Annotated in this window: 25 protein-coding genes; 7 read left to right on the top strand and 18 right to left on the bottom strand. The window is 51.8% G+C overall.

Translation table 11 applies throughout. The features are described 5' to 3' along the window. Window positions 1–316 precede the first annotated feature (316 nt). A complete protein-coding gene (locus Enr17x_RS11300; RefSeq protein ID WP_232101022.1) occupies window positions 317–1,234 on the bottom strand; it encodes a hypothetical protein in 918 nt (305 codons plus the stop codon). Window positions 1,235–1,560: 326 nt separating this feature from the next. Here Enr17x_RS11300 and Enr17x_RS11295 point away from each other — a divergent pair, with 326 nt between their 5' ends. Further along, window positions 1,561–1,959, top strand: coding sequence for a hypothetical protein (locus Enr17x_RS11295; protein ID WP_145308739.1), 399 nt, complete (start codon window positions 1,561–1,563; stop codon window positions 1,957–1,959). An 89-nt stretch (window positions 1,960–2,048) separates the two neighbouring features. After that, window positions 2,049–4,625 (top strand): DUF4132 domain-containing protein, encoded by a 2,577-nt coding sequence (locus Enr17x_RS11290; RefSeq protein WP_145308737.1) that lies wholly within the window; start codon window positions 2,049–2,051, stop codon window positions 4,623–4,625. Between the two features lie 165 nt (window positions 4,626–4,790). Here the strand turns inward: Enr17x_RS11290 and Enr17x_RS11285 are convergent, their stop codons facing one another. From Enr17x_RS11285 to Enr17x_RS11270, 5 genes are all read right to left on the bottom strand, one after another. Continuing rightward, window positions 4,791–5,744: an IS110 family RNA-guided transposase gene (locus Enr17x_RS11285; RefSeq protein ID WP_145308735.1), complete on the bottom strand. Its 954-nt coding sequence runs from the start codon at window positions 5,742–5,744 to the stop codon at window positions 4,791–4,793. A 679-nt stretch (window positions 5,745–6,423) separates the two neighbouring features. Continuing rightward, on the bottom strand, window positions 6,424–7,755 hold the full coding sequence (ltrA, locus tag Enr17x_RS11280; RefSeq protein WP_198001101.1) for a group II intron reverse transcriptase/maturase: 1,332 nt from the start codon (window positions 7,753–7,755) through the stop codon (window positions 6,424–6,426). A 171-nt stretch (window positions 7,756–7,926) separates the two neighbouring features. After that, on the bottom strand, window positions 7,927–8,100 hold the full coding sequence (locus Enr17x_RS29585; RefSeq protein ID WP_198000726.1) for a hypothetical protein: 174 nt from the start codon (window positions 8,098–8,100) through the stop codon (window positions 7,927–7,929). A gap of 332 nt (window positions 8,101–8,432) precedes the next feature. Next, window positions 8,433–8,819: a hypothetical protein gene (locus tag Enr17x_RS11275; protein ID WP_145308733.1), complete on the bottom strand. Its 387-nt coding sequence runs from the start codon at window positions 8,817–8,819 to the stop codon at window positions 8,433–8,435. A 3-nt stretch (window positions 8,820–8,822) separates the two neighbouring features. Further along, the gene (locus tag Enr17x_RS11270; protein WP_145308731.1) at window positions 8,823–9,470 is read right to left on the bottom strand and encodes a type II secretion system protein GspG; all 648 of its coding nucleotides are present in this window, start codon (window positions 9,468–9,470) and stop codon (window positions 8,823–8,825) included. A 963-nt stretch (window positions 9,471–10,433) separates the two neighbouring features. Here Enr17x_RS11270 and Enr17x_RS11265 point away from each other — a divergent pair. Together Enr17x_RS11265 and Enr17x_RS11260 are read left to right on the top strand one after the other, a co-directional pair. After that, entirely contained in the window at window positions 10,434–11,387 is a 954-nt protein-coding gene (locus Enr17x_RS11265) for a DUF1559 domain-containing protein (protein WP_145308730.1), read from the top strand. A 152-nt stretch (window positions 11,388–11,539) separates the two neighbouring features. After that, entirely contained in the window at window positions 11,540–11,986 is a 447-nt protein-coding gene (locus Enr17x_RS11260; protein WP_145308728.1) for a carboxypeptidase-like regulatory domain-containing protein, read from the top strand. A gap of 182 nt (window positions 11,987–12,168) precedes the next feature. Here the strand turns inward: Enr17x_RS11260 and ltrA (Enr17x_RS11255) are convergent, their stop codons facing one another. The 3 genes from ltrA (Enr17x_RS11255) to Enr17x_RS11250 form a co-directional block, all read right to left on the bottom strand. Further along, window positions 12,169–13,500, bottom strand: coding sequence for a group II intron reverse transcriptase/maturase (ltrA, locus tag Enr17x_RS11255; RefSeq protein WP_198000725.1), 1,332 nt, complete (start codon window positions 13,498–13,500; stop codon window positions 12,169–12,171). Window positions 13,501–13,671: 171 nt separating this feature from the next. Further along, window positions 13,672–13,845 carry a hypothetical protein gene (locus Enr17x_RS29580; RefSeq protein WP_198000726.1) on the bottom strand — a complete coding sequence of 58 codons (174 nt, stop codon included), beginning with the start codon at window positions 13,843–13,845 and terminating at the stop codon, window positions 13,672–13,674. Window positions 13,846–14,274: 429 nt separating this feature from the next. Next, on the bottom strand, window positions 14,275–14,982 hold the full coding sequence (locus Enr17x_RS11250) for a GntR family transcriptional regulator (RefSeq protein ID WP_145308726.1): 708 nt from the start codon (window positions 14,980–14,982) through the stop codon (window positions 14,275–14,277). A 225-nt stretch (window positions 14,983–15,207) separates the two neighbouring features. On the opposite strand from Enr17x_RS11250, the gene Enr17x_RS11245 reads away from it, so the two are divergent. The 3 genes from Enr17x_RS11245 (at window position 15,208) to Enr17x_RS11235 (ending at window position 17,831) form a co-directional block, all read left to right on the top strand. Beyond that, window positions 15,208–16,119 (top strand): DUF1559 domain-containing protein, encoded by a 912-nt coding sequence (locus Enr17x_RS11245; protein ID WP_145308724.1) that lies wholly within the window; start codon window positions 15,208–15,210, stop codon window positions 16,117–16,119. A gap of 65 nt (window positions 16,120–16,184) precedes the next feature. After that, a complete protein-coding gene (locus Enr17x_RS11240) occupies window positions 16,185–16,610 on the top strand; it encodes a hypothetical protein (RefSeq protein ID WP_145308722.1) in 426 nt (141 codons plus the stop codon). A 78-nt stretch (window positions 16,611–16,688) separates the two neighbouring features. Continuing rightward, a complete protein-coding gene (locus Enr17x_RS11235) occupies window positions 16,689–17,831 on the top strand; it encodes a sialidase family protein (protein ID WP_145308720.1) in 1,143 nt (380 codons plus the stop codon). A gap of 196 nt (window positions 17,832–18,027) precedes the next feature. Here Enr17x_RS11235 and Enr17x_RS11230 read toward each other — a convergent pair whose 3' ends face one another. The 9 genes from Enr17x_RS11230 to Enr17x_RS11190 all read right to left on the bottom strand — a co-directional run bounded on the left by Enr17x_RS11230 (window position 18,028) and on the right by Enr17x_RS11190 (window position 24,822). Continuing rightward, window positions 18,028–18,336, bottom strand: coding sequence for a cyclic-phosphate processing receiver domain-containing protein (locus Enr17x_RS11230; protein ID WP_145308718.1), 309 nt, complete (start codon window positions 18,334–18,336; stop codon window positions 18,028–18,030). Window positions 18,337–18,737: 401 nt separating this feature from the next. Next, complete coding sequence (locus tag Enr17x_RS11225; RefSeq protein WP_145308716.1) at window positions 18,738–19,271, bottom strand: hypothetical protein; 534 nt, start codon at window positions 19,269–19,271, stop codon at window positions 18,738–18,740. Window positions 19,272–19,346: 75 nt separating this feature from the next. Next, window positions 19,347–19,964: a tetratricopeptide repeat protein gene (locus Enr17x_RS11220; protein WP_232101021.1), complete on the bottom strand. Its 618-nt coding sequence runs from the start codon at window positions 19,962–19,964 to the stop codon at window positions 19,347–19,349. A gap of 450 nt (window positions 19,965–20,414) precedes the next feature. After that, complete coding sequence (locus Enr17x_RS11215; protein ID WP_145308712.1) at window positions 20,415–20,717, bottom strand: hypothetical protein; 303 nt, start codon at window positions 20,715–20,717, stop codon at window positions 20,415–20,417. Between the two features lie 83 nt (window positions 20,718–20,800). Then, window positions 20,801–21,784, bottom strand: coding sequence for a DUF1559 domain-containing protein (locus tag Enr17x_RS11210; protein ID WP_145308710.1), 984 nt, complete (start codon window positions 21,782–21,784; stop codon window positions 20,801–20,803). Between the two features lie 419 nt (window positions 21,785–22,203). Further along, a complete protein-coding gene (locus tag Enr17x_RS11205; RefSeq protein WP_145308709.1) occupies window positions 22,204–22,932 on the bottom strand; it encodes a 2-phosphosulfolactate phosphatase in 729 nt (242 codons plus the stop codon). A 66-nt stretch (window positions 22,933–22,998) separates the two neighbouring features. Continuing rightward, entirely contained in the window at window positions 22,999–23,490 is a 492-nt protein-coding gene (locus Enr17x_RS11200) for a hypothetical protein (protein WP_145308708.1), read from the bottom strand. A 69-nt stretch (window positions 23,491–23,559) separates the two neighbouring features. Further along, entirely contained in the window at window positions 23,560–24,270 is a 711-nt protein-coding gene (locus tag Enr17x_RS11195; RefSeq protein ID WP_145308707.1) for a hypothetical protein, read from the bottom strand. Between the two features lie 30 nt (window positions 24,271–24,300). Further along, entirely contained in the window at window positions 24,301–24,822 is a 522-nt protein-coding gene (locus Enr17x_RS11190; RefSeq protein ID WP_145308706.1) for a hypothetical protein, read from the bottom strand. Window positions 24,823–24,946: the final 124 nt, after the last annotated feature.

Genomic DNA, 24,946 nt, shown 5'->3' with positions numbered 1-24,946 from the left:
CCTACCCATCGGCACAAGGGAGGGAAGGGGGCGTTTGCGGAGTGGTGAATATACACCAGTAAAAGAATTCGTAAAGGCGTCGGGTGGCACCGTTGGCTTGCCCAACGGTGAGTGTGAAATCGCCGACACCAATAGAAATTGTAGGGGGAGACACATGGGTCTCCCCGCGGTATTGACGTGCTATGTAAAAAATCTCCCGAACGTTCACACCGGCCCCTTTGCAAGCATCAACCAAGTTCAAACCCGCCAGGCGGGCAGGCACATAGGCCTGCCCCTACATTTCTATAAACCTCTCGCATCGAAGACCGAAACCAACTCACCGCGGCAGGCTGCCCGCGGTCAGTATCATCTTTTGATCGTACCAGGCTACTCCCCGTCCGCCGGCGGTCAGCTTTGGTTCGCGGCTTCGGAAAAACAGTCGCCGCTTTCCCTTCTCTGATGAATAATACCAGTAAAATGTCGAATAAAAGTCCGGCGTGTAACGGGGTGAATTGATACGATTATTATTGTAAAGGATAAAATCCTTGTTTTCGGCTGTCCTAAAGACGGCCTGGCGTTGGACGCGCGTAAACCGGACACTCCAGAATTTTCGCTTTACTGGTTTCCCTTTCCCCGTCAGGACATTGTCCGGTTTTTCCACAAACGCGATCCGACCGAATTGCGGGTCAATGAAATTCACGATCACCGTCGGGCCATGAAATTCGTAGGTCCCGATTTTACGATCGCCATCTAAAACCAGATTGTTCGGCGTGAAATCGCATGTCAGACGGATAAACTGATTTGTGCGGGGTACAACCGCCACCATCTCCCATAAATCGACGATCGAGTCTTTCAATGCAATTGTCGGCCGGGAGCCAACCAGTGTTTCTCCAGCCGTCTTCGGCATCTGCACAGGAACGACGACTTCCGACTTGATAAATGCATTATTCATTAAGACACGGCCATGAATGACCCAGCCACCGACCCAGTTCCCTTTATAAAAATCACCACCTTGAAGGGGTGTCGCTTTGCCTTCCTTGCCAAAATCAACAAAGCTGCCACTCAACGCCCAGGGGAGCCCCGTACTGGTCTTACCATCTGACATCAGCGTAAGCCGACCATCATTGTCCAGATGCTTACGATAAGTGGTAACAACTTCCCAGACTGCCACCGGTTCAGCAGCCTCGGCAGTCATCGATCCCAGACCAAGCAGAATTCCCAGGATGACTCCCATTCGCTTCATCTCTGTTGTCATTCCTGCCTCTTTCATCGTTTGATACCTCGGTCAGTCGGTTTCACGTTTGTATCAATGCGCAAATCACAACTAAGTAGGCATTCCACTATAAATGCCTCTCCGCAGACATGCAACTGACGTACAGTTATACTCAAGTTCTGCCACGTTAGCAGAATGGCTGCGAAACAGTCATTCATAATCAAGGCGGGCATCTTGCCGCTGCTCCCACTCTGGAACCAGAGCTTTCATCACGGTACAATCGCACACGAGAACAAAGGCATTCTTTTACTCCCCATTTCAGAGAACCCGTACTACGACTCATCGAGCTCTTGCAGAAGGAATCCTAAATGTCAGCGACCACTTTGACGATTCGTGACGAAAGCATGACCGGGAAAATTACCGGGGAACTGACATTAGAGTTTCTGACAGAAACCATCACAGTCCGCGAGTTAATTCGCAGCCGGGTTTATCAGGAAGTGAAGGACTTTAACGCAAAACCGTCTGAGTATTTTCAAGGCCTGGTCCGCCCATCCGACACCGAAGAAACACTCAACGGCTTCAAACAGAAAAAACGCCGTGAGATCGACTGGAATCAACAGTACGAAAAAGTCATCGAAGCCTTTGAACACAATCAGGTGCTGATCCTGGTCAATGAACGACAGGCAGAATCGCTCGACGAAGAAATTACGATCACGCCGCAATCAGAAGTGACGTTTCTGAAACTGACGCTCCTGGTGGGTGGCTGAGCCGCATCCATTATTCGAACAGCTAAGTCCCGACTGCTGCCCCGAAATCAAATCGACCATCCCTGCAGACAATAGACAGCTTCACACCCATGGAATATTCTCTTCGCGCTGATGAACTCTACCGGCAATTACTGGATGAAGCAAAAGACAAGGACGTTTACAGTTTCGACGATCTTGCCAGTCTCCCCTCGGTGAAATCGCTCCTGAAAGCTAAAAAAGACCTGCAGAAAGACTTTATCTTTCTGGCATTCGGGTTGAGATATCATGATCGCAACTCTGCAGACTGGCCGGAGAGTCTGCAAAAGTTATATGAGTCACTGCCGGACCAAAGACCTGACAATTCAAAAACACCAGTTCATGTGGCTGCCCGGCTATTACGTCGAAGCCTGCCTTTCACAATGCAGGAATATGCCTGGCTGGCAGATTGTTGCGCCCAGTCCAGAGGGCTCGACGAGTATAACCATCCGCAGATTTATGCCTTTGTCAGTCACATTCTCAGTTCTCTGAAAAAGTCAGGCGCAGAACCCGATGAGCAACTCAACCAAGCTCTGTCCGGACTGTCTGAGCGACTGCTGAAAATTAATACCGGGGCCGCGTTCAATCTTAACAAAAAATTTCAGATCCTCATCACCGATCCTGGCAAGTTTCCTCTGCAGCCGGGAGAAGCCTGGTCGGACGCGGCGCTGGCTGACAGTCAACAGATGAACGATTCTCAACGAAATGCCTGGGGCACATTACTGGCTCATTGCCAGACCGCTTCGGCAGGCAAGCCCTCGGACAAATGGCTGAAAACAGCAGAATCGCTCCTCGCTAAACTGGGCCAGGAATCATTCATCAAGTCGCTGCTAGTCTGGTTTCCCCTGGTTGATCAACCCCGTACGAAAACGTTGGGGAGAAATAATTGGAGCCCCGATCCCAATCTGATGCTGATCGATATACACGCAGATACGCTCAAGGGATTGGTCTGGTGCTGTAGTCTGGTTGAAGATCCCCGGCTGGCACGCGCGATCGCGGCCTTAGCCATTTCCACTTATAAAAAAGTTCCCGGCGTGGGTGCCCGCGCGGTCAAAGTGGGCAATGCCTGTGTCTGGTCTCTGGGTCAGATCCCCAGCGACGTGGCCCTCAGCCAATTGGCGTTTCTGAAAGTGAAGGTCAAATTCGGAACCGCACAAATTGGCATCGAGAAAGCCCTGAATGCGACCGCCGAGCGCATGAAAGTCCCCCGGGATGAGATCGAAGAAATGGGGGTTCCCGCTTACGGGCTGACAGACATCGGGCAGTTGGAAGAACCACTGGGAGAGTTCACCGCCCAACTCAATATTACGGGGACCACCACGACACAACTGGTCTGGATCAAACCGGACGGCAAAACGCAAAAGTCCGTTCCCGCAGCCGTCAAAAAAGAGTTTCCGGAAGAGCTCAAAGAACTCAAAGCCAGCGCCAAAGACATCCAAAAGATGCTGCCCGCACAACGAGAACGCATCGACAATCTGTTCCTGGAACAGAAAGAATGGCCCTTTAAAACGTGGAAAGAACGATATCTTGATCATCCCCTGGTCGGAACACTGGCCCGGCGGATCATCTGGCAGTTCAAGACAGACGACGAAGTTGTCGCGGGGATTTGGCGGGATGACAAAATTGTGGACCAGGAAAGTAATCCCCTCGAACATCTGAATGAAAATACCATAGTTGAACTCTGGCATCCCATCGGAAAGCGAACGGAAACGATTCTGGCGTGGCGGGAATGGCTGGAGCAGCACGAAATTCAACAACCCTTCAAGCAGGCCCATCGCGAAGTCTATCTGCTTACCGACGCAGAACGGAATACGAACGTTTATTCCAATCGCTACGCGGCGCATATCATCAAGCAGCATCAGTTCAACGCGCTGTGCGCAGCCCGAGGCTGGAAAAACCAGTTGCGGCTGATGGTTGATGATGCCTACTTTCCTGCTATGAAACTGCTTCCCAAATGGGACTTGCGCGTCGAGTTCTGGGTGGAAGGCGTGGGAGACAACTATGGAGTTGACACAAACGAAACCGGCACGTATCTCTATCTCGCCACCGATCAGGTCCGGTTTTATCCGCTGACGGCAGCACAACGCACCGCGCACGCCAGCGGCGGTGGGTATGACACCTGGGGAATAGAAGGGAGTGACACCCCGATCGAATTAACCGAAATCCCCCCATTGGTGCTCAGCGAATTAATGTGGGACGTCGATCTGTTCGTCGGCGTGTCTTCCGTCGCCAACGATCCGACCTGGTCCGATGGCGGGCCCGAAGGACGTTACATCGATTACTGGCATAGATACTCATTCGGTGATTTAACCGAATCTGCCAATACCCGGAAGGAAATCCTGGAACGGCTGGTTCCACGGCTCAAAATCGCAAAGCAATGTTCGTTCGAAGATAAATACCTGGTGGTGGAAGGATCGCTGCGGACATACAAAATTCACCTGGGCAGCAGCAATATTTTAATGTCTCCCAACGATGCCTATCTTTGTATCGTTCGCAAACAGTCGATTGCCAACAAAAGCTCAGAAAGTCTGTTTCTTCCCTTTGAAGGAGATAACATGCTTTCAATCATTCTCAGCAAAGCCTTCCTGCTGGCAGACGACACAAAGATCTCAGACCCCACGATCGTCAGCCAGATTAAAGCCGGACGATAGAAAACAATCCAGCCAACAGTCATCGAAAACAGGGAAGCGACTCGTGTATTCCCCCACCTCATGTGGCACTGACGGGGGTTACTGGCGGGTGGCACCGTTGGCTTGTCTAACGGTGAATGAGAGATCGCCCCACACCAACAAAATCGTAGCGACTGTCTTAAAAATTCAGGAATTTCTCACGTTTGCCTCCCATTGTTTTCCTTCTTTGACCATGGTGTTGAGAATGATGAGCAGTTTGTGCATGGCGGCCACGAGTGCGACCATTTTTGGCTTTCCGTTTTTGACGAGTCGTTTATAGAACGCACTGATGATCGGGTTGTGCCTCAGAGCTGTGACTGTGGGCATGTATAATCCGTTCCTGATCCGGACTCGTCCGCCGCCAATCGTCCGTCTTCCCCTCATGGTTCCGCTGTCACGGTTCGTGGGAGCGACACCGACTAACCGTGAGATCTGTTTCCGATTCAGAGTTCCCAGTTCCGGCAGATCAGAGATGAGCAGGGCCGCCGTGATACTGGCGATGCCTGGTACCGATTGCAGGATTTTCGAACGTTTGCGGGACTCTTCATCGGCGTTTATCAGTGCCTTGAGTTCCTTCTCGATCTGCCTGAGCTGTTCTTTGTGGAAGTCAATGGATTGCTGAATCAGTTCGATGACGTCCTGGTCCATGATAGTCTCCAGACGGTTCTTTTCCTGGATGATGATCTTGCTGGTCTGTTCCCGACGAGAAGTAAATTCACGCATTTTTCGCTGGGCATCTGTTAAAGGTGGCGTGAGCCGCGGGTCCATCACCTGGGCATATTCCCTGATAATACGCGCGTCAATCTCATCGGTCTTGGCCAGTTGATTCTTCGCCCGGGCAAAGTCCCGGATCAGACGTGGATTGACAACCGAAACAGGAATCTGGTGCTTGTGCAGACAGGCAACCAGCCTGTTTTCCCAGTTGCCGGTTGCTTCCAGACAAACTCGTTTTGGCTGAAGCTTCATGAGTGTGGCGATGAACTTTTTCATCCCCGCTGGTGTGTAGTGATAAACGACGGACTTGGAACGATCTGGGAAACTGACATCAAATTTGGACTTTGAAATATCAATTCCAACGTCTTCTGTGTTATGCTGATGCATGCTAAGGCCCTTCCTTGCAAATACGAGCTGGTGTTGTGGCACCGCTCTGGCGACTGTACGGGTTAAGGCATGAGAAGCGAGTGGCGATCTAGCTACGAATCGGTCTTTAAGACCAGGGGTCGTCACGATCTGACACTCGCCACCAATGTTTCCCGCCTTTAAAGGCGGGAAACATTGGCTTTATCTGCCTATCAAAACAAAGAACTCTAGACAGTCAAGAGCAGATACAAGGGGTCGTCCCATGTGACGACCCGCGGGGTTGATGTCTTCGATGAGTCGTCGCTTGAACGTCAAACCTGCGACCTTTGCATGCGTGATCCAATTCCAATCTCGCCAGGCGGGCGGACACATGGGTCCGCACCCTACGTTGATGTTGGCTGACGAGTTCTGAAATTGGCCGCGTTCTCTCTGCAACCTCCTGTTGCCTGTGACAATCCCGAATGACATTCGAGACGATCCGATCCTGGATGTTTTTCGTTTCCTTTCTTGTTTTTCGTAGTAGTAAATCCGTTATGAAAATCCACACCCGAGTGGCACCGTTGGCTTGTCCAACGGTGAATGAGAGATCGCCCCACACCAACAAAATCGATAGGGGTAGGAAGGACCGGTTGCTTCCGGTCCCCCCTCCCTCCGAACCGGACGTGCGGTTCTCCCGCATCCGGCTCTCCGGTTGGTAGTTTTACCTCTGCGAGGATTGACTGGCCAGAACATGGGATTGTTTCAAGGAGAACAGTCCCTGTTCGGCAAAATAAGCATTGGGCCAGCGTAAATGATCGTGTCCTCGTCCGCGACCTTTGCCTTTACGACGTTTCCGAAGTATACTTCGCAGACGCATGCGAACCCACTGATCCAGGATGGTATACGTGGAAGGCTGGCAGTGTTGAAAATAATTGAACCAGCCACGTAGCGTCGGGTTGAGCTGTGCAATGATGCATTGAAGGCTATGCCCGTTCGTCCGCCTCGTCTTCTGCCGAATGGAGTCTTTGAATTTCTGGAGACTTTTCTTTCGAGGGAAGCGATAACGCCCCTGGAAAGTGTAACCCAGAAAATCGAAGCTCCCCTCGGCCATGTCGACGATGTGAGTCTTGTCCGGATGCAGCGTCAGGCCGGCTTCCGCCGTCCACTGCCGCACCATCTCCAAAGCTCGCTCGGCGTCTTCCCGAGTTCGACACAAAATCACGAAGTCGTCTGCGTAACGGACCATCTCAATTCCGGCTCCCGCCATCAAATGGTCGAGGGGATCGAGATAGATGTTGCTGAGCAACGGGCTGATCACCGCTCCCTGGGGGCTCCCACGATCGGGAGTCCATTCGGCAAGGTCATCTAGAATCTGTTGACGCAGAAACATCTCGATCAGCGTCAGCACCTGGCCGTCGCTGATTTTCTCCCGGACCCGATTCATCAACTTATCGTGGGGAATTGTGTCGAAATAGCTCTTCAAATCTGCATCCACCACATATGTGTAACCGCTTTCGAGCAGCGTATCGACACGCTGTAGCGCATCCTTACAGCCGCGCCCGGGACGGAAACCATAGCTTTGCTCGGCGAAATCCCGTTCGAAGATTGGTTCCAGCACTTGGCGTAATGCGGTCTGCACCACCCGATCCCGAGCTGTGTGAATCCCCAGAGGACGCAGTTCCCTGCTCCCCGGCTTGGGAATCCACTGTCGCCGGATTGCCTGCGGTTGGTAGTTTCCTTCCCGCAGTTGTTGCGACAGCTTTCTCAGGTTCGGGATCAATCGCTCGGCGAAGCGTTCGCAGCTGACGTGATCCACACCAGCTGCACCGCCGTTGGCGGCTACTCTACGAAACGCCTGATACAAATTTCGATCACGATCGACTTTATCGATCAGACTGAACCATTGGCCTCCTTTCACCCCCGTTTCGAGGGCCGTCAACATGCGGTCTGTCCAGACACATGGTTCTACCCAGTCCCAGCGGGACGAAGCTTCTCCGACTTGTTTAGCCGCAAACGGCACTCGCGTCGGTTTTTGTTCCCTGTTTCGGTTCATTCCACATCTACCTTCCTGCATCCCTTTGCTCCACGGGCGTTACCCCGCTTCTTCGCTAATATGGATGCTCTGACTCCTACCCAACTGGCTCTTCGTACCGGTCGGCTCCAGAGAATCCGGAATCCGGCACATGAACGCCATCCTTAAGATCGGGCAGGTCTCCCTGCTTCATCACATCAAACCTTCAGACCATTCCGTCTCCAACCACCCCTCGTTGCCCCCGGGACCGACCTGGTTTTGAACCACGGGGCTGACCGTCGCGGAACCGCTGGCAGCGGTCCCGCACCCACTCGGCAGAGTTTCGCACGACGTCACTTGGGCTTCGCCATTCCCTAGCTGGCTCACCACAACGAAAAGCCGAATCGAGTTCGTTATCCTACGGACTAGTCGTTCACATCCGGTTGCTCTCCACCTCCTCTCACGAGAACGCAGTTACCTTCTGTTACGAAGTTCAGGTCAAACTTCGGCAAGGACTTTCACTTCGCTGATTCAATGCGCTTGCAGGCGCACTAGGGGGAGACCCATGTGACGACCCGCGGGGTTGATGTCTTCGATGAATCGTCGCTCGAACGTCAAACCCGCGACCTTTGCAGGCGTGATCCAATTCCAATCTCGCCAGGCGGGCGGACACATGGGTCCGCACCCTACAATTCTGCAATCGCACCGGTTCTCTCCATTCATCCCGCCGTTTGTCTTCGATAATAAAACCGCCACCAGAGCGCGCTGATACCGGCTCCGATGCTGTACCAGAGGATGTCCAGGGGATCGCCGGTGACTCCCTTTGATGTATAGGCGAACTGGGGGAAGAGAATTTCGTACTGGATTGACCAGACGAACAAAGGCAGCATAATCTCATACAGTTCCGGCGGCCCATTATGCGGACGGGCACGGCAGACGTGGGCAATCAACACCACAATCGGCACAAACAGGGGCAAGCAGAGCAGATCGTTAAAGTGATTGTGTACGAACCCGCCCACCACCAGCGGCTTGAGCAACCAGCGGTTGACCAGAAACAGCACCAGTGCCGTCAGAAACAAGGGATCTCGCAAATATAGAAACCGCATCCGTCAATGCCCACTGGAAAGGTGCACGGGGAGCAGAAACAGGCCGATCGCTGAGGAAATGAGAACAATGGCCCCGGCAAACAGAATCAAATGGCGCGGTGTCATCCGATCATCGGCTCTTTCCAAAGTCCAAAGCACGCAAAAGATATAGAGCGCAACAAAGCCGCCAGCCATTGTACCGACATGTAAGAAGGTGTTTCGGCGGGCTTCGCTATCGTCGCTCGACAAAAGATATTGGCTGAAGGTTACCATCGACTTTTTACGATTTCGTTCATCCAGATAGAGATCGGCATTCAGACCGATGCCTCCCACTTTCCCGTCGCTGCCGAATGAGAACAGCTCGTACGAAGTCTCCCGAGGATGATACTGGAAGGCACGATCCCAGGCATCCGCCGGTATCCCGTCGGGCGTACTCCAGATTTGATTTGCATCGGGAAGATCGGTTAGTTTTTGAGGCAGCGAACCATGCTCTTTCTGATACTTCTCAATCAACAACTCTACACCTCGCATGAGGTGGCGTGTGGAGCCTTGCCGGCTGGAAAAGTCGCGATATTTACGGAGATCATACCAGGCCGCCACGAACAGAATCACGAAGATGACGAAGCCACAGAGCAGGGCAATCGTCAGAGTGCGGAGCAGTCGTCGAAGCATCGAATTTCATTTCATTTAAAGAAAGGCAAAACCACGACGGAACCCAGGCACCGGACAGCCCCGAATCGCAGCAGATACTCCTTAAACTACCGGCTGAGAAGTCGAAGTCAATGCCATTTTTACTCCACCCCTTAACAGGAAAAGCAGGGGGGCGCCCCATGTATCTCCCCGTCGGGTTGACTCACTTCGCGCGAACTCGTTCAAACGTTTTTGCCGGTCCCTTCGCAAAAATCATTTCATATCGCTCTTCGCCAGGCGGGCGGACACATGGGTCCGCACCCTACGTTGATGTTGGCTGACGAGTTCTGAATTTGGCCGCGGGGTTGATGTCTTCGATGAATCGCCGCTCGAACGTCAAACCCGCGACCTTTGCAGGCGTGATCCAATTCCAACCTCGCCAGGCGGGCAGCTGTATCGGGTCGCTCCCGAAAAAAAGAAAACCGGACAACTTACCAGCGGATAACACGGAGTGCCTGTCTCACAACACCATGCACCCATTTATGATGTTTTCTTTTATTCCAGATGAAGAAAACATGAAGAATCGTAATCCATAAAATGACTCCTGATTTTGAGATCGTTTCGTCATACGGCACTTTGTACCGCACCATAACTTGATTGAAATAATCGAGGGAAGAGGGCGATTCAAAACCAAACGTGCATTTTATTCACTGAATCTTCATCGAAATGCTGGACCCCAAGATCGCCCTAACTCTTTTGAAGATAACACTTTCTTCACACCAACTTCATAATAGCCGTCTAGAATCCGCACAAAATTCATTTCTGGATCATCATCCTTTCAAACAATCTGGCAGCTTCGAAAGAACTGATTTCACCAGCAAAACATAAATCGAAAACGACCCATCTATTTCTGATATTTCCGGACCGGAAAGCATTTTTCCTGAATAGGAAATTCATTTCTGATTCATTCATCATCCTGTTTTTATTGAAAGAAAAGAGAGAGTCATGAAAACTCGAAAAGCATTTACCCTAATTGAGCTACTGGTTGTGATCGCGATTATCGCGATTTTAATCGCTCTGTTGTTACCCGCCGTCCAACAGGCTCGCGAAGCAGCACGCCGTTCTCAGTGCAAAAACAACCTGAAGCAGATCGGCCTGGCACTGCACAACTACCATGAAGCATTCAACATTCTGCCGCCGGGCAGTATCGTTCTACTCAACGCTTCGGGAACGACCTACAATGGTCATGGCTGGACCTGGCACGCCAGCATTCTACCTTACCTTGATCAGGGTCCGCTTTACAACCAGATCCAGGGCCCCGATTCAAGCGGTATGGGGTCCGAATCTGGCGGCACAACCAGTGCCAAACAGCAACTGGCCGGACAGACCGTATTGTCTGTCTTCTGGTGCCCGTCACAGCCTGATGTTACTAAAGGAGTCCAGAAAGGCGGATACTCTCCCTCCAACTATAACGGAAACATGGGAACGCTGATCGGTAGCTCGGGTGACAACTGCTACAGCGGCGGAATCTCCACAGCCGCCCAGATGGCAGCCACCGGCGGTTGCATGGGCGCGGACGGCATCTTCTTTATCAGCAGTGGCGTCGGATTCCGTGACGTAACTGATGGTCTGTCAAATACCATCATGGTCAGTGAAGTCATCGACTCTGGTGGAGACTCTAATATGCTCGGAGGTGGCGGCAGTGACCGGAAACACTGTTTCTCCGGAGGAGCCGACAGCAACCCGCCTACAGAAATGACCGAATACCTGATCGCAGCAGAAAGCAACGATCCGATCAACTCCTACGGCGAAGAAGCGGCTGGCAGCTACCATGTCGGCGGCGCCCACTTCCTGATGGGTGACGGACGCGTCAAGTTCCTCTCCGAGAATATTGACATGTCGACCTACCGCGCTGTCAGTACCCGGGCCAAACGGGAAACCCTCGACAACTTCGATTGATCGCAGTCTTCCGCTGACTGTTTCACAATCACACAGCGTATGAGCTTCAATCCAATCGATCGTTCCTGAGCCCTCTCAGGAACGATCTGCTTTACAGGGAAGTTTGATTTCCCTTGATACCACAACCTCCATAATTACAGGGAGTTTCAACTATGGATCTTCATTGCCAAAATCGAATTGTTCAAGTAGCCCTCCTGGTGTTCTGTGTCAGTTTCGCCGGCTGTGGCGGCGAAGCAAGCGATCAACCCGATCTCGGTCTGGTTCAAGGAACGGTCACCTTCGAAGGTTCCCCTCTGGCTGGAGCCTCGATTACCTTCATGCCCGACAGTGGCCGTCCTGCCAGTGGAACCACAGATGCCGCCGGCAAGTATGAATTGATTTACATCCGTAATACCCCCGGCTGCAAAATCGGCCACAGCAAAGTCATGATCACTTCCGTCAGTGAAGGGGAAAATGAAATGGAAGCCGAAGGCGACGACGCACCGGCTGATGCCGCCGCAACAACAGAAAAACTACCCGCGAAATATAACACCAAAACCGAACTCGAAGCCGATGTCAAAGCAGGCGAAAACACGATTGATTTCGACTTGAAGAAATAAATTGACAGGCGACACCGTTACTAAAACCGTCCGGTGTCATCGTTGGCTTGTCCAACGGTGAGTGAGAACTCGCCTACCCGATACAATTTGAATAGGGGTAGGAAGGACCGGTTGCTTCCGGTCCCCCCTCCCTCCGAACCGGACGTGCGGTTCTCCCGCATCCGGCTCTCCGGTTGGTAGTTTTACCTCTGCGAGGATTGACTGGCCAGAACATGGGATTGTTTCAAGGAGAACAGTCCCTGTTCGGCAAAATAAGCATTGGGCCAGCGTAAATGATCGTGTCCTCGTCCGCGACCTTTGCCTTTACGACGTTTCCGAAGTATACTTCGCAGACGCATGCGAACCCACTGATCCAGGATGGTATACGTGGAAGGCTGGCAGTGTTGAAAATAATTGAACCAGCCACGTAGCGTCGGGTTGAGCTGTGCAATGATGCATTGAAGGCTATGCCCGTTCGTCCGCCTCGTCTTCTGCCGAATGGAGTCTTTGAATTTCTGGAGACTTTTCTTTCGAGGGAAGCGATAACGCCCCTGGAAAGTGTAACCCAGAAAATCGAAGCTCCCCTCGGCCATGTCGACGATGTGAGTCTTGTCCGGATGCAGCGTCAGGCCGGCTTCCGCCGTCCACTGCCGCACCATCTCCAAAGCTCGCTCGGCGTCTTCCCGAGTTCGACACAAAATCACGAAGTCGTCTGCGTAACGGACCATCTCAATTCCGGCTCCCGCCATCAAATGGTCGAGGGGATCGAGATAGATGTTGCTGAGCAACGGGCTGATCACCGCTCCCTGGGGGCTCCCACGATCGGGAGTCCATTCGGCAAGGTCATCTAGAATCTGTTGACGCAGAAACATCTCGATCAGCGTCAGCACCTGGCCGTCGCTGATTTTCTCCCGGACCCGATTCATCAACTTATCGTGGGGAATTGTGTCGAAATAGCTCTTCAAATCTGCATCCACCACATATGTGTAACCGCTTTCGAGCAGCGTATCGACACGCTGTAGCGCATCCTTACAGCCGCGCCCGGGACGGAAACCATAGCTTTGCTCGGCGAAATCCCGTTCGAAGATTGGTTCCAGCACTTGGCGTAATGCGGTCTGCACCACCCGATCCCGAGCTGTGGGAATCCCCAGAGGACGCAGTTCCCTGCTCCCCGGCTTGGGAATCCACTGTCGCCGGATTGCCTGCGGTTGGTAGTTTCCTTCCCGCAGTTGTTGCGACAGCTTTCTCAGGTTCGGGATCAATCGCTCGGCGAAGCGTTCGCAGCTGACGTGATCCACACCAGCTGCACCGCCGTTGGCGGCTACTCTACGAAACGCCTGATACAAATTTCGATCACGATCGACTTTATCGATCAGACTGAACCATTGGCCTCCTTTCACCCCCGTTTCGAGGGCCGTCAACATGCGGTCTGTCCAGACACATGGTTCTACCCAGTCCCAGCGGGACGAAGCTTCTCCGACTTGTTTAGCCGCAAACGGCACTCGCGTCGGTTTTTGTTCCCTGTTTCGGTTCATTCCACATCTACCTTCCTGCATCCCTTTGCTCCACGGGCGTTACCCCGCTTCTTCGCTAATATGGATGCTCTGACTCCTACCCAACTGGCTCTTCGTACCGGTCGGCTCCAGAGAATCCGGAATCCGGCACATGAACGCCATCCTTAAGATCGGGCAGGTCTCCCTGCTTCATCACATCAAACCTTCAGACCATTCCGTCTCCAACCACCCCTCGTTGCCCCCGGGACCGACCTGGTTTTGAACCACGGGGCTGACCGTCGCGGAACCGCTGGCAGCGGTCCCGCACCCACTCGGCAGAGTTTCGCACGACGTCACTTGGGCTTCGCCATTCCCTAGCTGGCTCACCACAACGAAAAGCCGAATCGAGTTCGTTATCCTACGGACTAGTCGTTCACATCCGGTTGCTCTCCACCTCCTCTCACGAGAACGCAGTTACCTTCTGTTACGAAGTTCAGGTCAAACTTCGGCAAGGACTTTCACTTCGCTGATTCAATGCGCTTGCAGGCGCACTAGGGGCAACCCTGTGTGGTTGCCCGCGGTATCGACGTACTTTCTGTAAAGGCGTTTGAATGCTTCAGGCGACTCCATCGCAAGTGTGATCCAACATCAAACCCGCCAGGCGGGCAGGCACATAGACCTGCCCCTACGTTTTATGAATCGATCGCGCGTTCTGAAATTGGCCGCGTTCTCTGCAACCTCCTGTTGCCTGTGGCAATCCCGCATTGCATTCGGGTCCATCCAAGCTTGGACATTTTTCGTGGTCGCAAATCCTGTTCAGGACCGGCGTTCCTGCTGTCGTAAAAACGCCAGCACGTCGCGGCAGCCGCGTTGAATCTGGGCGCTCATCACCTCACGGGCCAGGGGACCATCGCCGGCGCGGAGCGCTTCCAGTAACTGCTGTTTGCTGTCACAGGTTTTCTCGGCCAACTCCAGCGTCAGCAGTTTGGAACTGTTTCGCTGCGACTCGAACACGGTCGACACCGCGCGATGTTCTCGAATCACTTTGGCAATCAGCCGATTGCGCGAGGCATCGATCACGATTTCATGAAAGGCCTCTTCACAGTCGAGCCAGCGATGAAACTGGGCCGGGGTGGCATGTCCGTCGCTCCGACCACGAATCAGTTCCCGGATTTCGTAAAACTCGACCAGCAGTGCGTCGAGGTCATCCAGTTGGTGCGGCGTAATGTACCGGGCCGCCTCTGCCGCCGCGCAGCTTTCTAACGCATCCCGCAGCACATACAGTTCTTCCAAGTCTTCCCGATTCGGATTCCGCACAAAAGCCCCCGCACCGGGCACATGCTCAACCAGACCTTCCGACACCAGCCGATGAATGGCTTCGCGTACCGGAATCACACTCACGCCGATTTTCGACGCCAGTTTCCGATTCACCAGCTGCACACCGGGAACCAGCGTCCCCTCCTGCATTTCCTGCTTAATGAATCGATAAGCACGATCCGCCAGATTTTCGGTGACTTCATACATTTTTCATTTTCTGGTTGACAAGCGTATTCAATTTGATGACAATGTGTAACATCATGTTATAACACGTTATCCCAATCGTCAAGATCTTTTGACATATGTCCGTTTTTTAACCCAAAACAGTTTGTTTCAGAGGCATTTCGGCCTTTTATGACTATTAGCCGGAAGCCGGGAAACAGCGGACAGATTCATCAACCTTTCATCCACCTGTGTGCTCCGGAGAACACCATGAACAAGAAACGCGGATTTACACTGATTGAACTTCTGGTCGTGATTGCCATTATTGCAATCCTGATCGCGATCCTGTTGCCTGCCGTCCAGCAGGCACGCGAAGCTGCCCGCCGCTCCAGTTGCAAAAACAACTTCAAACAGGTGGGACTGGCCTTGCATAACTACCATGAGACACACCGCTCATTTCCTCTTTCCGATCATCGCGACTCGGGTCGTGGCTGCTCGGGCGGCGTCTGGTCTCAAAACGCGGTCTATCGCTATAGCTGGGGGGCGATGATTCTTCCTTTCCTGGAAGCCAACGCCGTCTATAACAATTTCGATTTCAGTCGAAACTATAATGTTACTCCCTCCAACAGTATTGACGCTGTCGGGGCCACGATTCCCGTCTTCATCTGTCCTTCTGATCCTCAATCGGATGCACGCTGCAACCGCACCGGGGGCATCAATAACGGCGGACCGGGAAACAAAGACGACCTCGGACGTTCTAACATGGCCGGTGTTGCCGACTCGCGCGATTGGGAATGTGCCGCAAACTGGGGCCGTACCGACGGCAACGGTATTTTGTACAACAACTCGAACACGAAAATAAGAGACGTTATTGACGGTACGAGTAATACGCTGATGGTCGGTGAAGTCACGGGAGGCTTACCCGGCTCATTTGACTGCAACTACTGGAGCGTGGTGAACCACATCGATACAGCGGGCGGCATTAATGGCCCTAATACGACTCCCGGAAATGGAACCTGGAGCCTGCGCGGTCAACAGGCTTCGAGCTGGCACGTCGGAGGATGTCATTTCTTACTGGCTGATGGGAGTGTGCATTTTGTGTCGGAAAACATTGATTCCGGCGTCCTGAGTGCCGTAACCACACGCATCGGACGCGAAGCGGTTTCCGCATTCGGACAGTAATCAGCCCCGCGGCTCATGTTTTTTGTACAACGACATTTCTAAAGACATCAACGAGGAACGTACCAATGAAACATCGTTTCATGACAATCGCATGTGCGCTGAGTCTTTCCCTGGCAGGCTGCGGCAGTGCCGACACAGGTCCGGATCGGGCCATCGTCACAGGTAAGGTCACCTTCGAAGGTAAACCGGTTTCACAAGGCCAGATCTGGTTTCTCCCCGCGGCAGGCAGGGAAGCCCCCCAGGCCGGTGCCACGATCACAGACGGCTCATATCGCGTCGAAAATAAAGGGGGCGTGCCCATTGGCTCCTGTCAGGTCAAAATCACAGCCGAACGCCCTGAGGCCAACGTGAAAATCGTGGCCGATGGCGGCCCGGAAGAGATTCCCACCAGACAATACCTGCCCGCGCGTTATAATGAGAAAACCGAACTCACTGCAGACATCAAAGCGAGTTCCGATCCGCTTGAAATCGATTTTGACTTGAAACCATAAACATTAAACTGGCCTGCTTGAATCTTAAGCTCCTACCTGACAAATATTTCCCTTTTCAATACAAAGGAAAACCCACCTATGAAACCCCTGTGCTCGCTCCCGACACTGTTGCTGACACTGCTCGCAATCGGCGGTTCCCAGATCAACCTCAACGCCGCAGACCCACTACCATTGGTCGATGTCTCCCAACAGGCAGACCGGCAAACAGTCATCGCCGCTGGAACTCCTAAAGTCTATCAGGGGCACCCGACCACGCTACTGATGCCCGATCAGAAAACCCTGTTCTGTGTCTGGTGTGTCAATCACGGCGGTTCAGCCGGCCCAATGGCACGCAGCACTGATGGGGGAAAAACCTGGCAGCGAGTCGATCAAACATTACCCGCCGGCTACACCACCCATCAGAATTGCCCCAGCATCTACCGCATGGTTGATCCAGCGGGCAAAGCACGGCTCTGGGTCTTCTCCGCGGCAAAAGGAAAACGAGGCGGCCCTGGCATGCCCAGCATCATGAGTGAAGACGACGGCAAGACCTGGAAAGAAATGCCGCCACTTGGTTTTCCCTGCGTGATGACGTTCAGCAGTATGGTGCAATTAGAAGACGGGCGCTACCTGGGCCTGTATCATAAAGGGCCCGATGGCAAAGATCGTGCCCCGCTGGAGGTCTTACAAACCATCTCTGCTGATGGCGGCTTCACCTGGTCCAAACCGCATGTGGTCGCCAAAGTGGAAGGAAAAAACCCGTGCGAACCCTGTGTCTTCCGCAGTCCGGATGGAAAGCAGCTTTGTTGCCTGATGCGAGAAAATACACACAAAGGCCGCAGCCTGATGATGTTCAGCAATGACGAAGGAAAAACCTGGACGAAGCCCGTCGACACCCCTTGGGGATTAACCGGCGATCGACACAAAGAGGTCTTCACGAAAGATGGTCAGTTGGTCGTCTGTTTTCGCGATCAGGCTCCCGGCAGTTCCACCCGCGGCCATTTTGTCGCCTGGGTCGGCACCTACGATGACATTATTAACGGTCGAGACGGCAAGTATCGCATCAAACTGTTACACCATTACGGACGCAAAGGCGACTGTGGCTACCCGGGCGTCGAACTTCTGCCGGACGGAACGATCGTCGCGACCACCTATGTCAAATACCGTGATGACGCCGCCAAAAATTCGGTTGTCTCTGTCCGTTTCAAGTTGGACGACCTGCCGCTCAAGTCGGATCATTAATCACTTCCTAACACCTCAAAGAAGGGGGAGACCCATGTGTCTCCCCGTCGGGTTGACTCACTTCGCGTGAACTCATTCAAACGCGTTTGCCGGTCCCTTTGCAAGGGAACTCCAACACCGAAACTCACCAGGCGGGCGGACACATCGGTCCGCACCCTACAAAAACGAGATTGAACGCGAACTAACTTGGAACGAGTCAATCCGCTCCGCGACAGCGTTCTGCCAGTCGATTGATGGCTGCCACTGCAGCCGTCATGCGATTGCGGGCAGGGGGGTTGGCAGTATGCACCTGGATCACGGGGGGATCGAAATCACTGGTCGCAACGGTTTCTTCAATCCAGAGCAGCACATCATAGCCGGTTCCCCGTGCGTCATCGCCCAGGTCATGGTCGAGACTGATCTCTCGCACCGTGTCTGTTTTGAGCAAGGAAATCGCTTCTTGAGGCCAACGTACCTGCCGCCAGCCCGGCGGCGCCTGTCGTTCATCGTCCAGATAAACCCGCATGAGTCTGTTCTTTCGATCATAAATAAGAGAATAAAATAGTAATAGTTCTCACATTCTGAACAGACACAAGAGAACGAAAAAAGTTCGGTAGATTGTTCTACCAGCGACCGATGTGTCGCTGTTAACTTGCTGACAGTGATCGAGAAACAGCAACTGCAATAGGAAAAGCAGGGGCGTCCTTATATGCTTACCCGTGGAAATGACGTGTTTAACATGAAACAATTCGAACGTGTTTGCCGATGCCTTCGCGAGGGGACTCCCACATCGAAAATCACCAGGCGGGCGGACACATGGGTCCGCACCCTACGAACACAGAATCGAACGCAAACAGGCTTCGCCACTTGGGCGTTTGACAATCGCTCAACGGCATCCTGTGAAATACAATACATGATTTCAGGCTGCTAATACTTAGGCGTTTCCGTAAAACTCTCGCCCACTTTCTCCATAAGATAGCCTAATCCCACGGCGGCACCTTCCAGGCAGCCAAACAGAATGATCAGCCAGAGACGATGCTTGAAGTTAAAGGCGATCACCGAAAACGCATTCGGAATCTGGCGGAAGGCATTCCAGACGAAATCCTTCAATGCAACAAACACTGTTTTGACCATGGCCCCCCGGACGCGATTGCGTCTGGCAAACCGGGTTTCGTCCAGATCATCGGTGGAATTCTCTTCGATAAAGCGCTCTGCTTCATTGGCTCGCCAGCCTTCTTCCGCATGCGCATACGCGGCCGCCGCACACGCCCAGCCAAATAACGCAATCGCCACCATCAACATTCCGATCACTTTATGAGTTGATGGTTCATCGTCCTCTTGTTTCTTCCGTTTCTTCTTTGGTCTGGTCGAAGGCCTGCTCGCTTTGTTCGCCTCGTCTTTTCCTGCAACCGGCCTGCGTTTTCGTTTCCGTCTTGGATTTCGTTTTTCTTCGGGAACCATTTCCTCATTTCCATCAAGGACTGAAGTAGATGCGCTCTTCTTTGAATCTTCATCAACACATCAGGCATGGAAGCATTACTGATACTTGCCTTCCACTCCTGATTTCTTACACGCTTTTTTATACACCTTCTTCATTCCTTTTTCGGAAACGAGATCAGGCCGCAAATCGTAAATCTTGTCGTAGGTTTCCACAATCTTGGGATAGTCATTCGCGTTTTCATGAATGCCGGCGATCTCAATAATCACATCCAGATTATCCGGCTCAATCGACAGGCACTTTTCAAACGCCTGCATCGCTTTGCCGGTTTTTCCCATCAATCGTTCCATTTTTCCGATTCGATAGAGAATAAAAATATCTTCCGGGCTCAATTCGTGAGCGGCCTGATAGCTTTGGACGGCACGATCCAGATTTCCCTGAATTTCATGCCAGCGGGCCGAAACGATTTCCGCTTCGTGATGCATCTCCTGCGATTTCAAAACGGCGAGAATCGAATTTGCATCATCGATTTCCTGCAGCAGATACAGGTTCTCCAGCGCCCCCGAAAACAAAAGCCCGACGTTAATCGGCTCGGGATCGTCATCCAGATGAATCTCATTTTTGCCGCTCTGAACCTGTTCGATCCAGTTCTTGAAATTGCCGCGAATGTCTTCCCGGATCGGCTCCATCTGCTCCAGCGGAATATGCGTGCCCATCCCACATTTCCCGCACTCGTTTAAAATTTGGGAACGGGGTCCGGCCGGAAACAGCGGGATAAAATAAATGTGCCCGAACTTGCGTGCCTCGTAACTGGTCTGGCTTGTATAGTGACCGCAATGCTCACACGTGCCCTGCGAGTTCACTACATTTTCTTTGAAGTACATTCGAGAGCCGTAAATAATCATCGCCGCACCTTTCGCCAACCCGCCTCAAGGAAAGAAACCTGAATACACACCTGGACCCGAACAAAAAAACATTATGGCAAATCATGTTCTGATGTCAACAATGTGCGCATTATTAGTATCAACTCTGCAGTCAAGCTTCCTGAAAAACCGTCGCGCAAACTCATTCACATTCAAAACGACTTCAGAATAGCATAAAAAAACTGCGGGACTAAAGCAGCCCCACAGTTGCCTGGATTCGTCGATCCAATGTCACAGCAGCGGTTAGATCGATTCCTTTGGTCGCGGTTTTTCCTTTTTCATTTGCGGGCCCACGACCTCCTTCATAAATTTCTCCCACGCTTTCTCGCTTTCCAGCGAAGGATCACTGGCTCTCAACCGCTCGAGTGTTGAGATCTCATACTTCTGGTTCAGATCCGTCATCGCTTTCCACTCATCTACAGCAAGCGGAGCAGGTGGAGGAATATCCGCTGGTACTCCTACTTCAATATTTGCCCCCGAAGAACCACCACAACCAGTAGACAGAATGGGAATTAAAATTATGATCAGACACAAGACACGAAACATTGCCAACTCCTGAATATCACATAAAAAAAAGCACGCGACCATCTGGATATTGATTTGGTCGCGTGCGACAGGAAGAAGTTTCTCTATGGGAATTCCACAACTTCACCACCGGCGCGAGTCGATAAGCTCTTGTACAAATCGCTGTTGATATTCTCAGAGATAAAGTGAACCGAGCCATCAACCATCGCAAAGTGGGCGCCACCAGGGTGCTGACTGCGGAAGACACCATACGTCGTCGTACCATCATGAAGATTTAACCGGGTACCTGTAGAACCATAAGAAAAACCGGCATAGCCATAAGCCCAGACGCCACCCACAACATCTCCGGATGTATCGGGTACTCCCGCTGGTGAATGATCGATTTCTCCTAACAGGAATGTATTCGTGGTCCCATCCGTAATGTCACGCATTTTCGTTTTTTTCTCAAAGCTTGGAACGGTCGATTTCTTCGGATTCAGGATGCGCGGAATAATCGCGCCGTCATAGACTGGTTCAGGTAAACCATAGTAACTGGCATAATGCAGGTCTGACGTGGGGGCAGTTCCAGAAGAAAAAATATAACTGCAGGGAGCCCGGTTTTCTGGCAAGGGCCCTGGTAAGGGCATGGACGGACACAGAAAGGTAGGGACCAGCATCTGAACCAGCATTGCGTTGGTATATCCATCACCGTCTGTGTCATTTGTACTGTTCCGTCTTTCTTCCTTATCCCAGCGACTGGCAACGGCATCCTGCTCCAGATAAGGCATGATCTGAATATGCCCCGTGACCCAGGTTGAAGAGGGAAGGTTATCAGGATCAGAAAGATCAGCGGTTACCGTATAATCTGAAATGGCATACGGAAACACATTGAACGTATCATGGAACATGTGCGTCGCCAGAGTAATCTGCTTCAGATTATTCTTGCACTGAGAACGACGGGCCGCTTCACGGGCCTGTTGTACCGCAGGCAGGAGTAAAGCAATCAGAATCGCAATGATTGCAATCACAACGAGTAATTCAATCAATGTAAAAGCGGAACGTTTGTGTGATCTGGAACGAGCCAGACGCGTTGTTGTACGAGACAACATAGTTGGTATCTCCTTCTAACAGAAACCAGATAAGTGATAGAAATTCACTTCCAACCAGGAAGTGAAAAGTCCACCGGAGTGATTGGCTGGCTACTGATAGAAGTGGTTGTGAATGTGACTGCAGTGGACGGAAAAAGAAAATCGACTTCTCAGCCGTCTCGAAGACACTGGTACAACCAAAATACCTTTGCGGGCTATCCCGGATAATAAACCTACGAACACATGACACCCAGAAACAAAACTGACACTGAGTCTCAGTTTCACCAATATAGTCAACGATTCCCCCTATCGTCAACCAGTTTTGCACTGATCCTGTCTAAAAAAGTGAAATTCAGTGAGAATCCAGTTCAGGGGCAAAGCAGAATCGGAGACGGTCCCCGCGTATCTGCAATTTTTGAACGCCTCATCAATCATGTCGGCTAGCGAAGTTCTGCAACAAATGCTTGATCAACCAGCTTCGGAACAACACGACTCACGTTAAGTTCCGCAGCGATTTCAACATCATCAACAAAACCACGTGCTATCAGTTCGCGTCCCGACGAACAGGAGAATAAACGGTTTTGCAATTGTGCCGCTGCCTCCTCAAAAGCAGCGACAGCCACAGACGATTCTGGGGAGCGCGTTCCCTTTAGCTGTTTGATAATCGCTCCCGCACCGATCAAATCTTCAATCGCGGGGCGCAATGAACCATCGGGCCATCGTTCCCCTGCCGGAATGACTGTGATTCGCTGGCCGACTGCTTGTGCCTCGCTGGCAACGGCCGTCGCATTCCTTAAACTGCCCGCGAACACGACGGCACCATGCGACATCGCCTCGAAAGAGAGAGCAGAACCGTTGGGAGAGGGAAGCACCAGCCGCAATCCCCGGTGAGCTCTAATCAGAGAAGAGGGTGCCAACGAGTACTTGCCCGACTCGTTGTTACGCGAACCCGCCAGTTCTGCCGAACGCTGTTGTGCATAGGCTTTCGCAGTGTCGTCTTTCCAGCGATAGGGAAACACAGTCACTCCCCGGCCCACCGCGACTTCGACACTCGTCGAGAACGATAACACATCGACGATCACGATCACATCAGACGACGCAATTTGCTCCACGCCGGGAAGGCCCCATTCACATCGAATGTCATATTGTTCCTGATCAAAACAGGACATCACGTTCTCCGATCCCGCTTTGCTCAGTCAATATAACAGGAAATCAAAGTGTTGATTGATTTGTGATTAGTCTCTCATATGTTCCATAATTTGCAACATTCGAAAGAACGGATTTCGCGCATCATAGGTTGTATTTTTCGCTAACGTTTTCAACTCTTCAACGCGTTTTTTGTATTCACCATTTATAATCACATCAAGCGTTTTCATTTTCTCCAGATGATTCGTCAGATACCCGACAGGCACGACAGGAGACCAGAACATAAATTCGTGATGAGCAAACTTTGTCAAATGTTGTTTGGCGTATGCTTTTTGATGTTGATGCTTCTTTTTGATTCGACTTATTGTCTCTTGGTTATTCACGTACAACAAACCGCCGATATGCGTCGTCACTTCGCACAGATAGGCCGTTTCTGTATCAAAATTGAAACCAATTACATCCAACTCATTCAGTCCTTTTTGGCCTCCACCAGGAGTCCGAACGTTGTAGTCAATAAAATCACATTTAACAATGAGTTGCAGGTAAGCCCCGACAATAAATTCACCAATGTCAGTCAGCATCGATTCTCACTTTTACTTGTATTTGAGTAAGCTGAGATTGTCACGAAATTCTTCAGACAGCGTTCCGGCTCAGTCCGCCAGTGGAATTTCCGGTTTATGATTGAGCCGTTTCCAGAGCCATACCACAACGGGCACGAGCAGGGCCGTCCACAGCCATTGCCAGTTTTTCTCAAAGAAACGTTTTGCCCACTGTGTGGTCGTCACATGCACTTCGATCTGTTTATCGAACGTTTTGATCGAACGGGGAGTGCTCTGACCGTCTATCTCCAGAAGCGCATTGATGGTCAGATACAAATTGTGCCGACCGGCTTCTTTCGGCTCGATTTCCCATTTCCACTCGGTCTGCTCATTTCTGGAAACGGCCTGAACTTCGGGAGTGACCTTCGTAATTTGAAACTGGTAACCAGTCAGACGCGCTTCCATTCTGTTACTGACCTTAATTTTGGCGCCCAGCTTGTCACCTGCCGCGGTGATGGATTGTTTCAGTTGTTCTGCTGTGTCAGTCAGGCTCAGAATCAGCTGAATCTGTGGAGTATCATCGATATTAATCTCTGTCGGCGCATTGAAGGCAATTGATCCCAAATCCATCTCATTCAGCAGCTGATCGACGCTGTTGGGAACAGGGAAGTCGAAAGGCGGATTCTCCTCGGGGCCCCCACGCATATAATACACGTCTCCCGCAAAATAAAAGACCAGATAAAGCGGAATGATCGACACAAGACTATAAAACAGCTTGTATTCCCAGTTTTGTTTCCTGGTGTCCTTAGCTGACTCGTTCACGATAAATCCTTGTTGATTTCGGTTTCCATGTCATGCTTCTTTCGCTGTCTCTTTCTTCTGTGTCTGATCCAGAACCTGAGGCACAAACCGTTCGGAAAAACCGGCGAGAAACGACCAGAACAACAGCTTCGCCAGATCAGTTCCCGTCGCGGGATACGTCTGCATAAAAAAATCCTGAATGTCTTTCGTCGTCGGTACCGGCTCAGAAAACGGCGGACTGGAAAACTGAGGGAACAAAGACCCCTCGATGATCGTGCTCAGAAATCCAATATACAGCACCAGCGCAAAGATCCCCCCGTAAACCGGAATCAGCAGTACCTGAAACCAGGATTGTGCCAGCAGCGTCAACTCTTCATCGCCGATCCGTTTCAGGCGCTGTTGAATACTGACGAATCCCCCCAACAGGCCACAGCCAAAACAGGCCCATGATGCCAGAAAGCGTTCGCCGTAAATCAACGTGTACGCGAACAATGCAACGATGAAGCACAGCGCGCACGCCGTCATGATGATCAGGCGCTTCGAAATTGTCAGCAGTTTCTCGGTTCGTGTCATCAAAGAACCCTTGAATTACAGGGTCTGTTTTTCTGGCCAGGGCTACGGAAATGCACCAAACCCGGCACTAATAAACATTATGACACTTACCATTCGAATATCAAGAATTTATTGAACTTCGCAG

This window comes from Gimesia fumaroli, assembly GCF_007754425.1.
Classification (GTDB): Bacteria; Planctomycetota; Planctomycetia; order Planctomycetales; family Planctomycetaceae; genus Gimesia; species Gimesia fumaroli.
The sequence above is the reverse complement of the archived record's forward strand: the minus strand, read 5'-3'. Positions and strand labels throughout refer to the sequence as shown.

What these genes read in the sequence shown, in the direction of transcription:
- Enr17x_RS11205 (WP_145308709.1), bottom strand. Translation starts at nt 22,932, where the DNA reads ATGTCCTGTTTTGATCAGGAACAATATGACATTCGATGTGAATGGGGC.
- Enr17x_RS11270 (WP_145308731.1), bottom strand. Translation starts at nt 9,470, where the DNA reads ATGCTTCGACGACTGCTCCGCACTCTGACGATTGCCCTGCTCTGTGGC.
- Enr17x_RS11190 (WP_145308706.1), bottom strand. Translation starts at nt 24,822, where the DNA reads ATGACACGAACCGAGAAACTGCTGACAATTTCGAAGCGCCTGATCATC.
- Enr17x_RS11230 (WP_145308718.1), bottom strand. Translation starts at nt 18,336, where the DNA reads ATGCGGGTTTATCTGGACGATGAACGACAGGCGCCGCCGGGCTGGCGG.
- ltrA (WP_198001101.1), bottom strand. Translation starts at nt 7,755, where the DNA reads ATGAACCGAAACAGGGAACAAAAACCGACGCGAGTGCCGTTTGCGGCT.
- Enr17x_RS11210 (WP_145308710.1), bottom strand. Translation starts at nt 21,784, where the DNA reads ATGTTGTCTCGTACAACAACGCGTCTGGCTCGTTCCAGATCACACAAA.
- Enr17x_RS11220 (WP_232101021.1), bottom strand. Translation starts at nt 19,964, where the DNA reads ATGGGCACGCATATTCCGCTGGAGCAGATGGAGCCGATCCGGGAAGAC.
- Enr17x_RS11240 (WP_145308722.1), top strand. Translation starts at nt 16,185, where the DNA reads ATGAAACATCGTTTCATGACAATCGCATGTGCGCTGAGTCTTTCCCTG.
- Enr17x_RS11265 (WP_145308730.1), top strand. Translation starts at nt 10,434, where the DNA reads ATGAAAACTCGAAAAGCATTTACCCTAATTGAGCTACTGGTTGTGATC.
- Enr17x_RS11275 (WP_145308733.1), bottom strand. Translation starts at nt 8,819, where the DNA reads ATGCGGTTTCTATATTTGCGAGATCCCTTGTTTCTGACGGCACTGGTG.
- Enr17x_RS11200 (WP_145308708.1), bottom strand. Translation starts at nt 23,490, where the DNA reads ATGCTGACTGACATTGGTGAATTTATTGTCGGGGCTTACCTGCAACTC.
- Enr17x_RS11250 (WP_145308726.1), bottom strand. Translation starts at nt 14,982, where the DNA reads ATGTATGAAGTCACCGAAAATCTGGCGGATCGTGCTTATCGATTCATT.
- Enr17x_RS11300 (WP_232101022.1), bottom strand. Translation starts at nt 1,234, where the DNA reads ATGACAACAGAGATGAAGCGAATGGGAGTCATCCTGGGAATTCTGCTT.
- Enr17x_RS11245 (WP_145308724.1), top strand. Translation starts at nt 15,208, where the DNA reads ATGAACAAGAAACGCGGATTTACACTGATTGAACTTCTGGTCGTGATT.
- Enr17x_RS11260 (WP_145308728.1), top strand. Translation starts at nt 11,540, where the DNA reads ATGGATCTTCATTGCCAAAATCGAATTGTTCAAGTAGCCCTCCTGGTG.
- Enr17x_RS11235 (WP_145308720.1), top strand. Translation starts at nt 16,689, where the DNA reads ATGAAACCCCTGTGCTCGCTCCCGACACTGTTGCTGACACTGCTCGCA.
- Enr17x_RS11215 (WP_145308712.1), bottom strand. Translation starts at nt 20,717, where the DNA reads ATGTTTCGTGTCTTGTGTCTGATCATAATTTTAATTCCCATTCTGTCT.
- Enr17x_RS11225 (WP_145308716.1), bottom strand. Translation starts at nt 19,271, where the DNA reads ATGGTTCCCGAAGAAAAACGAAATCCAAGACGGAAACGAAAACGCAGG.
- Enr17x_RS11295 (WP_145308739.1), top strand. Translation starts at nt 1,561, where the DNA reads ATGTCAGCGACCACTTTGACGATTCGTGACGAAAGCATGACCGGGAAA.
- Enr17x_RS11285 (WP_145308735.1), bottom strand. Translation starts at nt 5,744, where the DNA reads ATGCATCAGCATAACACAGAAGACGTTGGAATTGATATTTCAAAGTCC.
- ltrA (WP_198000725.1), bottom strand. Translation starts at nt 13,500, where the DNA reads ATGAACCGAAACAGGGAACAAAAACCGACGCGAGTGCCGTTTGCGGCT.
- Enr17x_RS11290 (WP_145308737.1), top strand. Translation starts at nt 2,049, where the DNA reads ATGGAATATTCTCTTCGCGCTGATGAACTCTACCGGCAATTACTGGAT.